Source organism: Acetobacter farinalis (assembly GCF_011516935.1).
GTDB classification, from domain to species: Bacteria; Pseudomonadota; Alphaproteobacteria; order Acetobacterales; family Acetobacteraceae; genus Acetobacter; species Acetobacter farinalis.
The window spans coordinates 34,595-49,041 of sequence record NZ_WOTF01000007.1 but is presented as its reverse complement, the minus strand read 5'-3'; the positions used below and the strand labels follow the sequence as shown (position 1 = coordinate 49,041).

At 60.7% G+C, this 14,447-nt stretch carries 12 protein-coding genes; 5 read left to right on the top strand and 7 right to left on the bottom strand.

What is annotated here, in order from left to right; genetic code table 11:
* Nucleotides 1-7 precede the first annotated feature (7 nt).
* Entirely contained in the window at nt 8-1,537 is a 1,530-nt protein-coding gene (gene nusA, locus GOB82_RS08210) for a transcription termination factor NusA (protein ID WP_166121987.1), read from the bottom strand.
* Between the two features lie 30 nt (nt 1,538-1,567).
* Complete coding sequence (rimP, locus tag GOB82_RS08205; protein WP_166121985.1) at nt 1,568-2,152, bottom strand: ribosome maturation factor RimP; 585 nt, start codon at nt 2,150-2,152, stop codon at nt 1,568-1,570.
* 224 nt (nt 2,153-2,376) lie between these two features.
* Here rimP and GOB82_RS08200 point away from each other — a divergent pair, with 224 nt between their 5' ends.
* From GOB82_RS08200 to GOB82_RS08190, 3 genes are all read left to right on the top strand, one after another.
* Nucleotides 2,377-2,973, top strand: a complete 597-nt coding sequence (locus GOB82_RS08200) for a hypothetical protein (RefSeq protein WP_166121983.1) — start codon at nt 2,377-2,379, stop codon at nt 2,971-2,973.
* Nucleotides 2,970-4,253, top strand: a complete 1,284-nt coding sequence (locus GOB82_RS08195; RefSeq protein ID WP_166121981.1) for an AAA family ATPase — start codon at nt 2,970-2,972, stop codon at nt 4,251-4,253. Before GOB82_RS08200 ends, GOB82_RS08195 begins: the two co-directional genes overlap by 4 nt.
* An 82-nt stretch (nt 4,254-4,335) precedes the next feature.
* Nucleotides 4,336-5,298: a hypothetical protein gene (locus tag GOB82_RS08190; RefSeq protein ID WP_166121979.1), complete on the top strand. Its 963-nt coding sequence runs from the start codon at nt 4,336-4,338 to the stop codon at nt 5,296-5,298.
* A gap of 62 nt (nt 5,299-5,360) precedes the next feature.
* On the opposite strand, the gene GOB82_RS08185 is transcribed toward GOB82_RS08190, so the two are convergent.
* The 4 genes from GOB82_RS08185 to acnA form a co-directional block, all read right to left on the bottom strand.
* On the bottom strand, nt 5,361-6,266 hold the full coding sequence (locus GOB82_RS08185; protein ID WP_166121977.1) for a LysR family transcriptional regulator: 906 nt from the start codon (nt 6,264-6,266) through the stop codon (nt 5,361-5,363).
* Nucleotides 6,267-6,569: 303 nt separating this feature from the next.
* Nucleotides 6,570-8,060 (bottom strand): ABC transporter substrate-binding protein/permease, encoded by a 1,491-nt coding sequence (locus tag GOB82_RS08180; RefSeq protein ID WP_242007281.1) that lies wholly within the window; start codon nt 8,058-8,060, stop codon nt 6,570-6,572.
* Between the two features lie 68 nt (nt 8,061-8,128).
* Nucleotides 8,129-8,875, bottom strand: coding sequence for an ATP-binding cassette domain-containing protein (locus tag GOB82_RS08175; protein WP_166121973.1), 747 nt, complete (start codon nt 8,873-8,875; stop codon nt 8,129-8,131).
* Between the two features lie 82 nt (nt 8,876-8,957).
* Nucleotides 8,958-11,651 (bottom strand): aconitate hydratase AcnA, encoded by a 2,694-nt coding sequence (gene acnA / locus GOB82_RS08170; RefSeq protein ID WP_166121971.1) that lies wholly within the window; start codon nt 11,649-11,651, stop codon nt 8,958-8,960.
* A gap of 297 nt (nt 11,652-11,948) precedes the next feature.
* On the opposite strand from acnA, the gene ccmA reads away from it, so the two are divergent.
* Both ccmA and ccmB read left to right on the top strand, forming a co-directional pair.
* Nucleotides 11,949-12,605 (top strand): heme ABC exporter ATP-binding protein CcmA, encoded by a 657-nt coding sequence (ccmA, locus tag GOB82_RS08165; RefSeq protein ID WP_166122050.1) that lies wholly within the window; start codon nt 11,949-11,951, stop codon nt 12,603-12,605.
* Entirely contained in the window at nt 12,602-13,270 is a 669-nt protein-coding gene (gene ccmB / locus GOB82_RS08160) for a heme exporter protein CcmB (RefSeq protein WP_166121969.1), read from the top strand. The genes ccmA and ccmB overlap by 4 nt, the downstream gene beginning before the upstream one ends.
* 99 nt (nt 13,271-13,369) lie before the next feature.
* On the opposite strand, the gene GOB82_RS08155 is transcribed toward ccmB, so the two are convergent.
* Nucleotides 13,370-14,416: an aldo/keto reductase gene (locus GOB82_RS08155; RefSeq protein WP_166121967.1), complete on the bottom strand. Its 1,047-nt coding sequence runs from the start codon at nt 14,414-14,416 to the stop codon at nt 13,370-13,372.
* Nucleotides 14,417-14,447 lie beyond the last annotated feature (31 nt).

The following is a 14,447-nucleotide window of genomic DNA, read 5'->3' as shown; positions in this document are numbered from 1 at the left end:
TGCCTGCTCAGCCCTCAGCCTGACCGGAGGACTTGCCTTCTCCCTCGAACCAGTGAGCACGTGCGGCCATGATAATCTCATTGGCAGCATCTTCCTCAAGGGCGTCAGGACCGAGAATCTCGACAAGCTCGTCACCCGCAAGGTCAGCGAGGTCGTCAAGGGTTTTTACACCTTTTTCGCCCAGCGTCACAAGCATCTGGTTTGTAAAGACCCCGAGATTGGCAATATCGTCCACCACGCCAAGATCACGGCGCTTCGCATCAAGGTTTTCTTCCTGACGAACCAGGTAGGCTTCAGCGCGCTGTACCAGCTCACTTACCACCGACTCGTCAAAACCTTCAATGCCAATCAGCTCGTCCGGGTCAGCATACGCCAGTTCTTCAACCGTGTGGAACCCTTCTGTGACCAGCAGACCTGCAATCACGTCATCCACATCCAGCGCTTCCACGAACAGGTTCGTGCGGCGGCGGAACTCTTCCTGACGGCGTTCGGATTCTTCGGCCTCGGTCAGGATATCAATATCCCAGCGCGTGAGCTGGCTGGCCAGACGCACGTTCTGCCCGCGGCGGCCAATGGCCAGCGAGAGTTGCTCATCCGGCACCACAACTTCCACACGCCCGGCTTCTTCATCCATCACCACCTTGCTGACTTCAGCAGGAGCAAGGGCGTTCACCACGAAGGTCGCGGCCTGCGGGCTCCAGGGAATGATGTCGATTTTCTCGCCCTGCAGTTCAGCCACAACGGCCTGCACGCGGGAGCCACGCATACCAACGCAGGCACCGACCGGGTCAATGGACGCATCACGGGAGATCACGGCCATTTTGGCACGGGAGCCGGGGTCACGCGCCACAGCCTTGATTTCGATGATGCCGTCATAGATTTCCGGCACTTCCTGCGCAAACAGTTTGGCCAGGAAGGCCGGATGCGTGCGGGAGAGGAAAATCTGCGGGCCGCGCGGTTCATCACGCACATCATAGATGTAGGCGCGCACGCGGTCCGAGTTACGGAACGTTTCACGCGGAATCAGCTCATCACGGCGCAGCAGCGCCTCCGCAGAGCCGATTTCAACCATGAGGTTGCCGTACTCGGTCCGCTTGATGGTGCCGTTGACGATTTCGCCCACGCGGTCCTTGAATTCGTTGTACTGGCGCTTGCGCTCATATTCCCGCACGCGCTGGACAATGACCTGCTTGGCGGTCTGGGCGGCAATGCGGCCAAAATCAATCGGCGGCAGCGGATCAACCAGATATTCACCCGCCTTGATTTCCGGCCGGAACTTGCTCGCAATAGCCAGCGGAATCTGGGTTTCTTCGTTCTCTACCGTCTCGACAACTTCAGTCCAGCGAGAGAGGCGTACATCCCCGGTCCGGCGGTCAATTGTGGCGCGAATATCTTTTTCGTGCCCGTATTTGGCACGACCGGCCTTCTGGATGGCCTGCTCCATGGCCTCCAGAACTTCCTCGCGCTCGATTCCTTTCTCGCGCGAGACAGCATCTGCAACCAGCAGCAGTTCAGGACGGGAAACAGAGGTATCCATACTCTCAGCTCTCCAAAGCAGGCGGCTTGATCAGTGTAACTTGCGCCCGGCCGGATTTTCTTCCCCGGCCTCGCTCTTCTCTTCTTCACCCGTCTCGGCAGGGCGCGCCATCTGCGCGCTTGCCTCAATCAGGGCATCTGTCAGAACCAGCCTTGCCCGCCGGATTTCCTCCAGCGGCAAGGCAACCTCGGTGCCATCATCCAGCCGCAGCCTGGCAACACCATCATCCGCTCCCAGCACGATACCGGAAAACCGGCGTCGGCCATCCACCGGCACCAGCACTTCCGCCTTGGCCTGATGCCCGGCAAACCGGTTCCAGTCCTTGGCGCGTGTCAGTGGCCTGTCGATTCCCGCGGACGAGACTTCCAGAGTCCACGCCCCCGGAATGGGGTCTTCCACATCCAGCACGGCGCCCACGGCATGGCTGATGCGTTCACAATCATCCACACTGATGAGCGAACCATCCGCCCGATCCGCCATAATCTGCACGGTCGGGCTTTCACGCCCGAGCACCGCGATGCGGACGATTTCATAGCCAAGATCCTCCAGCGTTGGCGCTACAAGAGCGACAAGCCGGGCTTCAAGGCCGGAGTGGGCAGGCAGATCAGCGTCCAATGCAAAAAAGGCGGCCCGTCAAGGCCACCCCCCAAAATTCTGATTCAATGAAAGGATGCCCTTCATGTAGGGGATACACCGTCATGCTGCAAGGGCGGAAACAGAGTCGGGCAATCCGGCCATACCGTTTCGTGAAAAAGAAATTAATCAACACAGGGGGTTTTCCAGACTTTCCCCCCGTTTCAGAACTTGCACTTTCGCGCCCGCCCATGTCTGATTGTCTCATGAAGAATTTGCCGGACCCCGCATACAGGGCACAGGCGGAAAAAGAGGAAAAACCCTCACACTTCCGCCTTCTTATGGTAGCCTTGGCCACATGTGCCCTGCTGGCCGGGGCCGGGGTTCATTACGCTGGCTCAAACAGCGGCAGCACATCAGCCCTCCCCGCGGCAGACGCGGGGGGCAGCCAGAACGGCGGAACCACACAGGCCCGCCTTGGGGTGCAGTTTTCGCTGATTGCGCCGGAAAAAGCCGCGCAGGCCCTTGCGGACTCGGGCTACTCTGAAAAAGAGCAGGCTGATATTCTGGCCGGCGTGAAACGGCGGGAGCTGCGGCTGGTGGCCATGCCGATTTTTGATGCGACAGGTGCGGGAGGGACAGTGAGTGTGATCTGCGGAACAACACAGCGGACCGTGCTGCTTCAGCCCAAACCCACAGTTCTCGTGCTTCCCATTACAGTAAGTGGTAATGTGGATATCGTGCCCGTGTCCGACCCCGGTCCGGCTGGAACGGGCAGTGGCGTGATAACCATGTTTGGTCCGCAGGCCCTGCCCATCATGCATCAGGGTGATACTCTTGGCCTGACGGTGATTGCGCAATGAAAGACCTGCTTCCGGCCCTGAACCGGTTGATGCCGCTGATGATGGTCATCTTTCTGGTGCTTGCCAGTGTCCAGATGGCAATCAGCCTGCACCTCTCGCTGGCGTCCTTCACCCATTTCATGGAGTGGTGCGCACCGGCGTGGCCCGTACTGGCTGCTGTTGGCGGCATACTGACACTGGGGGGGCTGTTATTTGAAACACGCGCAGAACGGCTCGCACGCAAGGGCCTGTTACGCCGACGGGGGTGGATGATGGATGTTCTTGCCAGACTGACCAACCGCAACGCGCTGGAAGAAATGCTGGCGCGGGAACAGCGGGAAACAACGATTGATGCCGAGGAACTGGCCGCGAACCTGCGCGCCCGTGTGATCGGGCAGGATCAGGTGTGTGAGGATATCGCCACACAGTTGCGCCGCCGCCTCGCCTTGCAGGTACGCGGCAAGCCGGTGGGAATTTTCCTGCTGGCAGGCCCGCCCGGCACCGGAAAAACCTATCTGGCCAAACAACTGGCCCGCCAGCTTGGGCGCCCCCTGCTGCATTTTGACATGACGCAGATGAGCAGCCCGCACGCCGCCACCCAGCTTTTTGGCTCCCCAAAGGGCTATGTGGGCTCGGATACCTACGGCAAGCTGACCGGCGGCCTGAAAGAAAAGCCCGATGCCGTTGTGCTGCTGGATGAAATTGAAAAAGCCCATCCGGATGTGTTCAAGAAATTCCTGACGGCCTGGAACGACGGGCACGTGACGGAAGCCTCCACCGGGCAGCAGATTTCCACAGTCCGCTGCATTTTTGTGCTGACATCCAACATCGCCACGGAAGCGCTGACGGAAATTGCCGACCGCCTGCACAATGACCCAGACCGCATGCGCGCCGAATCGGTCGAGGCGCTGCGTCAGGCCGGGTTCGCGCCGGAAGTGCTGAACCGTCTGGACCGCATTTTTGTGTTCCGCACCCTGAAGGGGCTGGATATCGCCCGTGTTTCCGCGCTGGAAATTGAAGGCATGATTGAAAGCTACGGCCTGAAGGTTGAAACCGGCGGGATTGATGCGGGGCTTCTGGTGGACGTCATGCGCCGCCAGAGCCGGATGGGGGATGCCGCTTCAGCGCGTGATCTGGTGCGCTCCATTGAAGACATGATCAGCGAATCGCTGATTGTGGCGCGCCAGCAGGGCGCTGAGATGGTGCGGATCGTGCGGGATGAGGATGGAACAATCAGCGCCAAAATCGCCGATGGCACGCCTGATAACGGCGATGCCATTCACGCCCGCCTGACCCCGTAAAGACCTCCTCCGCAAGGCCAGCCCACGGTTCACCCCCTGGCTGGCCCCGTCCGCCCCTGACCTGTGTGAACTGAGCCCCGGCATGTCCGCTTTTACCCGCCTCTGGCACCGCGCGCCCCTGTGGCGCACCGCCCTGATCACCACCGGTGTATGCGGCCTGTTTTCCGTGCTGTTCCCGGCTCCCTGGCTTACACGCCAGCTACCGTATTACGGGACCATGACCGCGAAAGTCGGCCAGATGCTGGGCCGCTCTTCCGCCGCTCCGGCAGCAGACGCAAGCGCGGATGAAGGCCGCCGCATGGTCTCACAACCCCCGATGGATGCGCAGTTTGAAGGCGTGATTCCGTTTGCCGGACGTCAGCTCCCGCTCCCTGCGGGCAAGTGGCACCCGGTGCTGAATTATCAGGATGATATTTCACACGGGGAAATTCTGACCTCCATTTTCGTGCGTTCCGAGCAGGGTGTCGTCACCGGTTTCATGATTGCGCAGGCCACCACGCAATCTCTGCCCGCCTCTGACACCCAGATGCTTCAGGACCAGTGCCACAGCACCTTCAATTTTACCGTGAATGACCTGCCGCAGGACGGCAAGCAGACAGAATGCTGGATGACCTCCCCCATCCGGGTGGTGAACAATCTGTTCCTCACATCCAATCAGGCGCTTCAGGGCCTGCTGAGCAGCCCGCTCTTCATTCCACCCGCGCTGCAACGGCTGGGCATGATGGGCTTTGATCTGCCCCCCGTGCTGGTGGATGCCGCATGGACGCATATTGAAAAAAGCAAATCCGGCACGGGAGTGGATTTCGCAACCATTCACACCCTGCTCAGCCCGGCTCTGGCTGGCCAGAAAGCTGTGCCCGGCGCACCGGAAGACTGGTCTCACGCCGGAATGGCCAGCTCCCCCGTTGTTGCGGATTTTGTTGGCCGCACGGACCATTGGCTGCAAGGCTGGCTGCCTTACCTGCGTAAAGGCTATAATGGCACGCTGGACTCCGGCAGCCGCCTGCCTGCTGCCGCCACAACGGACCCCGGCTTCCACGGTTAAGGCCGGGGCTGCCAAACGCCCTTCGGGGCGCTCTCTGGAAAGCCCCCCGCAGAGCGGCCCTTTTAAGGCTCCCTGTCGTCCCGCAGAACTTCTGACGAGACCTCAACCAGGAAATCAAGCACCGTCCGGGTGCGCAGCGGCAGCGTGCGCGGGCCGGTATGCACGGCATAAAAAGGCAGATCGGGAATACGCCAGTCTGCAAACAGTCTGACCAGCCTGCCTTCCCGCACGGCATCACGCACCTGAAACTCCGGCAGCAGACCAATCCCGACATCGGCCGATACCGCACACAGTACGGCCTCACTGCTGTTTGCCCGGAAGACGGTGGAAGGGGCAATCACACTTTCTTCGTCATCCCGGAAGAAATGCCAGTCATGGCGGCCTCCGCCATAATTATAAACAATGGCCGGATATTCCGGGAGTTCTCTGGGGTGTTGCGGCGTGCCGCACCGGGCCAGACACGCCGGAGAGACCACCAGCCATTTACGCACCACGCCCAGCTTGCGGGCAATCAGGGAGCCTTCGGCAATATCCCCCACCCGCACGGCCAGATCGAGCCCCTCTTCCACCAGATCACCAAACCCGTCACGGATCACGGCTTCCACGGACAGATCAGGATGGCGTTCCAGCAGGTCGCCCAGCCTGCGGGTAAAATACAAGCCGAATGCGGTTGTCATCCCCAGCCGGACCAGACCGGACACGGACGCACGCCTGCGGCCCAGAACAGTTTCCGCCGTTTCCAGAATTTCCAGCACTTCATAGGCGTGGGGCAGGAGGCTGCGCCCGTCTTCCGTCATCATCAGGCTGCGGGTGGTGCGCGCAAACAGCGTGGTGCCATAATGCGCTTCCAGCAGGGCGATATGGCGCGAGATGGTGGGTTGACTGACCCCTGTCTCACGCGAGACAGCGGAAAAAGAGCCTGTGGCCGCCACGCGGACAAAGCTGTGAAGGGCAGAAAGAAGATCCATTAAATTCCGGGCTTTTTAGCAGATATTCCGCCGTCTTTCTGCATCCTGCCTGCACAACGCTTCAGACACTGGCCGTGCGGGGTACCGCGCCGTTACCAAACGCCATCAGGCAGAAACAGATGATAATCCGAGATTATCAGGCTATTCATCTTATTTGTGAAGCATCCTCCATGTTCAGACAAGGGCTCCTCTTCTCTGTTCCGCCATGTTGTACGCGCATTGGCCCATGCTGACACCCGGACCATTTTCCCCACCCTTCATCCGGATCCTTATTCAGGCCTTTACCGGACCTTTCAGGCGGCTTTAACGACGCCGGATATGCGGCTGTGAGAGTTTTTTCTCCGCCATGCGGGCCAGACGGACAAAAGGCAGCCCCAGCAGCAGATATGCCCCGCCCACCATCAGCCCCGTACCGAAATAATCAAAATAGGTGGAGGAGAGGCGGATATAGGTCTGTGTCAGTTCTGTCAGGGTAATCACGCTGACCAGAGAAGAATCTTTCAGCAGGGAAATGAAATCATTCGTCATGACCGGCATGACCAGCCGGAACGCCTGCGGCACCACCACATAGCGCAGGGCCTGCACATGCGTCATGTTCAGCGCCAGCGCGGCTTCCATCTGCCCTCGGGCCACGGACTGCAACCCGGCCCGATAATTCTCCGCCTCATATGCCGCATAATTCAGCCCAAGAGCGAGCACCCCGGCCACAAAGGGTGTCAGGTTCAGGCCGCATTGCGGCAGACCATAGAAAATCAGCAGAATCTGGATCAGCAACGGCGTGCCGCGCACAATTTCCACGTAGAAGGAAGAAAGTGTGGCCAGCGGAGCCGGGCCATAAAGCCTGAGCAGCGCCAGAGTAAGCCCCAGCCCCACCGCCAGCACCATGGCGCAGAGCGACACGAGCAGCGTGAGAACAGCCCCTTTGGCCAGCAGCGGCAGGAAGCCGGCATAGCGCACAAGCCGCGCATGCCAGCCCGAGGCACCGTGCAGAGCCGCGACATAGTCATTCCAGCTTGTCGGTTCGAGGGTGGGAGTTGAGAAATCTTCAGACCAGCGTGCGACCTGTGGCGTCCACAAGTTCCACCGGGCCAGAATACGGTGCAGGCTGCCATCCTGCTTCATGGCATCCAGCGCGGTGTTGACCTGCTCGCGCAGGGCCGCGTTCTGCCCCTTGGCAAAGGCAATCCCGTAGGAGACCGTGCCTATCGGCTCCCCCACCACCTGAAGATCCGGGTTGGTCGCGCCGTAGTACTGGGCAATTGGTCCATCAATCAGCACAGCATCCGTGCGCCCGTTGACCAGATCCATGAAGACATTGGTTTCTTCCTCATAGGTACGAACCTGCACCTGAGGATGATTGGCCAGAATCCGTTCCGCCTGCGTGGCCTTCATGGTGCCGACAACATGGCTGTTCAGCGCATCAAGACTTGTCAGGGCAGGCCCGTGCCGCCGGACCACAATTCGTTCGGATGTCACATAGTACGGTGTGCTGAAATCAATCCCTTCCGCATGCTCGGGGGTGATTTCAATCCCGCAGATCACCATCTCGTACAGGCCCCGCTGCAAACCGGGGATCAGGCCATCCCAGTCATTCTGCACAAAGTGCAGAGGGGTGCGCAGATGCTCCCCCAGAGACTGCATCAGGTCAAACTCAAAGCCGGTCAGCCGGGACTGGTCATTCGGGTCATGAAATGTATAGGGCACATCCGCCGAGGCATCAGCCCCCCAGCGCAGGGGCTGCTGGGCGTGGGCGGGCTGCGGCGCGGCCCCGCATAGACCGGCCAGCAGGATCAGAACCAGCGCGCACACAATCCGGTGCGGAAAGGCTAAAACCCGGGCCAGAGGGCACCGCACGCCGTATTTCACAAGACAGTCCTCAAAAAGCGCCGTGTCCGGTCATCCACCGGGTCCACACACAGGGTTTCCGGCGGACCGGATTCGATAATGTGCCCCCCGTCCATATAGACGATTGTATCAGACGCCACCTGGGCAAAACGCATGTCGTGCGTGACAATAATCTGCGTCATGCCTTCATCATCCAGCGTGCGCATCACACCCAGCACTTCCTCCGCCACAATGGGGTCCAGTGCGGATGTCGGTTCGTCATACAGCATGATTTCGGGGCGCATGGCCAGCGCACGCGCAATGGCGGCCCGCTGCTGCTGCCCTCCGGAGAGCGAGACCGGATAACGCTGCGCCACACGCCCCAGCCCGACCTTTTCCAGCAGGCTCATGGCTTCATCACGCTCGTCAGGACCAGCGTCCCCCTTCACGACACGCGGGGCGAGCAGGACATTATCCAGAACACTCAGATGCGGAAAAAGATTAAAATTCTGAAAAACCATGCCCACATGGGTGCGGAGCCTGTGCGCCATCTGCTCATCCGCACGCCGCCATGGGCCGCCGTTCCGCGCGATGGTTACACCCATGGCGTTTATGGTGCCACGGTCAGGAATTTCGAGAAAATTCAGGCAGCGCAGAAACGTTGATTTCCCGCAGCCGGACGGACCGATGATGGAGACCAGCTCCCCCTTGCGGACCTGAAGGGAGACACCCCCCAGAATATCACCGTCACCAAAGCTTTTGTGTATTCCCTGCGCATCCAGCACGACAGGTTCGTTTTCAAGGCAAAAAGCCGGCCCGGAATGATCCGGGCCGGCGTTCTGATGTTCCGATGGAACAAGAAAGTCGTCAGGCAGCTTTGGTCATCCCGCGCAACACATACTGGAGGATGCCACCATGCCGGTAATACTCAACTTCGTCCAGTGTATCGACACGGCAGAGAAGCGGCACATCCTGCGTGGAGCCATCCGCCCGTGTGATGGTCATGGTCACGTCCATCCGCGGGGTGATTTTTTCCAGACCCTTGATGGTGATGGTTTCATCACCCTTCAGGTTCAGCGTCTTGCGTGTTGTGCCTTCCTTGAACAGCAGCGGCAGAACGCCCATGCCCACAAGGTTGGAACGGTGGATACGCTCGAAGCTTTCCGCAATCACTGCCTTGATGCCCAGCAGCAGGGTGCCTTTGGCCGCCCAGTCACGCGAGGAGCCCATGCCGTATTCCTTGCCGCCGAACACAACCAGAGGAATACCCTCTTTCTTGTATTCCATGGCGACATCGTAGATCGCGCCTTCCTTGCCATCAGGGAAGTGCTTGGACAGCCCCCCTTCCGTGCCCGGAAGCATCTCGTTCTTGATACGGATGTTGGCAAAGGTGCCACGCACCATCACGCGGTCATTCCCGCGGCGTGAGCCGTAGGAGTTGAAATCACGCGGTTCCACACCGTGTTCGATCAGATAACGCCCGGCAGGGGAGTCCTTCTTGATGGCCCCGGCGGGAGAGATATGGTCGGTGGTGATGTTGTCACCCAGAACGGCCAGAATACGTGCGCCTTCAATACCGCCACGCGCCACAGGCTCGGGGGTGATGTCCTTGAAGTACGGGGGGTCCTGCACATAGGTGGAATTCGGGTCCCACTTATAGGTTTCAGACCCTGTGGCCACCTTGAGATCCTGCCACTCCTTGGTGCCTTTGGAGACGTTCTTGTAGCGGTTGATAAACTCTTCACGGTTGATGGAAGAGCCGATCAGATCCGCGATTTCCTTGTTGGAGGGCCAGATATCCTTCAGATAGACGGGCTTGCCATCCTTGGAGACGCCCAGCGGTTCTGTCGTGATATCCTTGCGCATGGTGCCCAGCAGGGAATAGGCCACCACCAGCGGCGGGCTGGCCAGATAGTTGGCGCGCACGTTGGGGGAAATACGGCCCTCAAAGTTACGGTTACCAGACAGGACAGACACCGCGACAAGGTCGTTGTTCTCAATGGCGTCTACAATGTGGGACGGCAGCGGACCGGAGTTACCGATACAGGTGGTGCAGCCATAGCCCACGGTGTTGAAGCCCAGGGCATCCAGATCTTCAGAGAGTTTGGAGCGATCCAGATAATCCGTCACCACCTGAGAGCCGGGAGCGAGGGAGGTTTTCACCCACGGTTTCGGCTTGAGCCCGAGTGCGCGAGCCTTGCGCGCCACCAGCCCTGCGGCAATCAGCACGGCCGGGTTGGACGTGTTGGTGCAGGAGGTGATGGCGGCAATCACGATATCACCCTGACCGATCTCATAATTGGTGCCAGCCACGGGAACCTTTTTATCGGCATCGTTGGCGGGAACACCCAGAGAGGAGGTCAGTTCCTTTTCAAACGCCGTCTTGGCTTCCTTCAGCACCACGCGGTCCTGCGGGCGTTTCGGGCCGGAGATGGAGGGCACAACCGTGGAGAGGTCGAGTTCCAGAATATCGGTAAAGACCGGCTCCGGCGTTTCTGACGTACGGAACATGTCCTGCGCACGCAGATACTCTTCCGTCAGCTTGATGCGGTGTTCGTCACGGCCGGTTTCACGCAGGAAGTCGAGCGTGAGCGTATCAACCGGGAAGAAGCCGCAGGTTGCACCGTATTCCGGGGCCATGTTGGCAATGGTCGCGCGGTCTGCCACCGGCAGGTGGTCCAGAGCGGGGCCAAAGAACTCAACAAACTTGCCAACCACGCCCTTTTTACGGAGCATCTGGGTGACTGTCAGCACCAGATCGGTCGCGGTTGCGCCTTCAGGCAGCTTGCCCGTCAGACGGAAGCCGATCACATCCGGCACGAGCATGGCAATGGGCTGGCCGAGCATCGCGGCTTCCGCCTCGATCCCGCCAACACCCCAGCCCAGCACGCCCAGACCGTTGATCATGGTGGTGTGGCTGTCCGTGCCGTACAGCGAATCCGGGTAGACATAGTCTTTTCCGCCCACGTTGGCAGTCCAGGCAACCTGCGCGATATATTCAAGGTTGACCTGATGGCAGATGCCCGTATCCGGCGGCACAACCGAGAAGTTTTCAAACGCTTCCTGGCCCCAGCGCAGGAAGGCATACCGCTCGCCATTCCGCTCGAATTCCAGCGTGATGTTTTTCTGAAGTGCGTCCTGGGAGCCGTAGACATCCACCATCACGGAGTGGTCAATCACCAGATCGACCGGCACCAGAGGGTTCACCTTCTGGGGGTTGCCGTTCAGCTTCACAATGCCGTCACGCATGGCGGCAAGATCAACCACCGCAGGCACGCCGGTAAAATCCTGCATGAGAATGCGGGAAGGCTTGAACGGCACTTCCTTGCTGCTGCGCCCTTCCGGCAGCCAGCCAGCAATCGCCTTCGCATCATCCACGGTGTAGGAATGGCTGTCTTCAAAGCGCAGTACGTTTTCCAGCAGCACTTTCAGCGAAACGGGCAGACGGCTGATATCGCCAATGGTCTTTGCCGCTTCGGGAATGGAAAAATAATGATAGGTCTTGCCATCAACCGAGAGCGTGCGACCTGTTTTGAGTGAATCGTGCCCAACCGTCTTCATAGTAAACCCTTCTCCCCGATCACAGCCGATGGCTGGTGATCCGTTCCGGAACCGGCACGCCGCCAAGTGCGGCGTTTTGCGCTCACCCGGTCTTCCGGGCGGCCGGCTTGATATCCCGATGACGGTAGAACATACCGGCAGTCTGGCGCGACACAAGCGGGTGCGTAACCACGAGAACGCGAGCACGCCAGCTTTGGCGGTCTTTAACCGGTAACATTAAGGAGAAGTCCCATCTCCGAGCTTTTTTCGCCCGATGCGGAACAGCCTTCGCAGCGCTCCGGCCCGGCCAGCCCCCGGCTGGTGGCAGAATCTCTTTCGGTTTTCCGGGGAGACCGGCTGGTGCTGGATGACGTCAGCCTGACCCTGAACAGTGGGGACGCCCTGCTGCTGACCGGCCCCAATGGCGCGGGAAAATCCACCCTGCTGCGGGTTCTGGCCGGGCTGCGCAGGCCGGATGGCGGCACACTCCTGTGGGAGGGCACGCCCATCGCGCAGGACTGGACCGCCCACACGGCACGCGTGGCGTATCTGGGGCATCAGGACGCGCTGAAACCAAGCCTGACCGTGCGGGAAAACCTGGCCATCTCGGCCCGCGCCGGAGGCGGAGAGATGGAAGACGCCCTGAACGCGGTAGACCTCCTGCATCTGTCCAGCCTGCCCGCCCGCCTGCTTTCCGCCGGGCAGAAACGCCGGACCGCCCTGGCCCGCGTGCTGCTGGCCCGGGCACCGCTATGGCTGCTGGATGAACCGAGCCTTGGGCTTGATGCGGCCTCCGTTGACCTGCTGGGGCAGGCTATTGCCACCCACCGCGCGCATGGCGGCCTTGTGATTGCCACAACGCATGTCCCGCTGCCTCTGGAGCATGTCAGCCACCTCGCCCTGCCCGGCATGCCGGACCAGACTCGGGGCTGGTGGGGCACGGGCGAGACCGACCTGAGAGGAGATGCGGCATGATGGCCCTGTTCTGCGCCGTTGTGGCCCGAGACCTGCGGCTGGCCCTGCGGCACGGGGCGGACACGCTGGGCGCTGTTCTCTTCTTCATTCTGACCGGCACGCTTTTCCCGCTGGCACTTGGCCCCTCGCCTGACCTGCTGCGCCATATGGCCCCGGGCATCATCTGGGTCTGCGCCCTGCTGGCCGCCCTGCTTCCGCTGGACCGCCTGTTTAGCGCGGAGCTGGAAGATGGCTCGCTTGATCAGCTTCTGCTGTTGGGCCTGCCGCCTTCGCTGGTGGCTCTGGCCAAAATCACGGCGCACTGGCTGACAACCGGCCTCCCCCTGCTTCTGGCCGCCGTGCCGCTGGCCATCATGCTGGGCCTGCCGCCCTCCACCCTGCCTGTTCTGCTGGCTGGCCTGCTGCTGGGCTCCATGGTGCTGTCTCTGGTGGGTGGGATGGGAGCGTCCATCGTGCTGGGGGCCAGACGCGGGGGGGTGCTTTTGCCCCTGCTGGTGCTCCCGCTCATCACCCCGGCGCTGATTTTCGGGGCTGCCGCCATTGATGCCGCCCGCACCGGGCTGCCGTGGGCACCGGATCTGGAATTGCTGGGAGCCTTTCTGGCCGCCGCCATTCCGCTCTGCCCGCTGGCCGCCGGAGCAGGCCTGCGCGCTGCGGTGGAGTAACCTCCGCCGTAGCGGCACCCCCTGAAGGCGCACTGCCCCGCACTGCACCCTCAGGGCACAGGCCCCAAAGAATGCCCCACCTTTCAGGGTGGAGATGCTTCAGGGAGCCGGGTTGGAATGCACCTGATGAATGGCGTTGATTTTGCTTTCCAGCTCCGGTGTGATCCGCACCGTGACGGATGTCAGGGCTGTGGTCAGTTGTTCCAGACTGGTTGCACCAATAATGTTGGATGTCACGAACGGGCGGGACGTGACAAAGGCCAGCGCGAACTGCACCGGGTCAATCCCTTCCGCACGGGCAAGGTTCAGATAGGCCTCCACCGCCACGTCCACACCCGGCTTTTCATACCGCTGCCCCCGGTTGAACAGGGTGGTGCGAGCACCGGCCGGGCGAGCGCCGTTCAGATATTTGCCTGTCAGATATCCCTGCCCCAGCGGGGAATAGGCCAGCAGGCTCACCCGTTCCCGCAGGGCCATTTCCGCCAGACCAATTTCAAATGTCCGGTTGATCAGATTATAGGCATTCTGGATAGAAGCCACGCGCGGCGCGCCGTTCTGTGCGCAGGCCAGAGACTTGGCCACACCCCATGCCGTTTCATTCGAGAGCCCGACATGGCGGATTTTCCCTTCCGCCACCAGATCTCCCAGCACCCCGAGCGTTTCCTCCAGCGGCACTTCATCCGTATCGGGAAGCGTGGTGAAGGTTGTGCCACCTTCTCCAAACAGGCCGATTTTCCGGTCCGGCCAGTGAAGCTGGTACACATCCAGATACTCCGTGCCCAGACGCCGCAGAGAGCCTTCCAGCGCATAGCGGATCTGGCGCGGCGTCAGCCGGGCTTCCTCCCCGCCGGGCCGGTACCACGGAGAGCTGCTGCGCCCCACAACCTTGCTGGCCAGCACAAGTTTGCTGCGCCCGCCACGGGCTTTCAGCCAGCTTCCGATAATAGTTTCCGTCGCGCCGTATGTTTCGGCACGGGGCGGGATGGAATACAGCTCGGCCGTATCAATAAAATTGACACCATGCTCCAGAGCCAGATCAAGCTGCGCGTGGCCTTCCGCCTCTGTGTTCTGCTGGCCAAACGTCATGGTGCCCAGGCACAGTTCACTGACAAGAATGCCCGTACGGCCAAGTTCACGGTACTGCATGGTAAACCCCTTCGGCTGCTTACGGGTAACA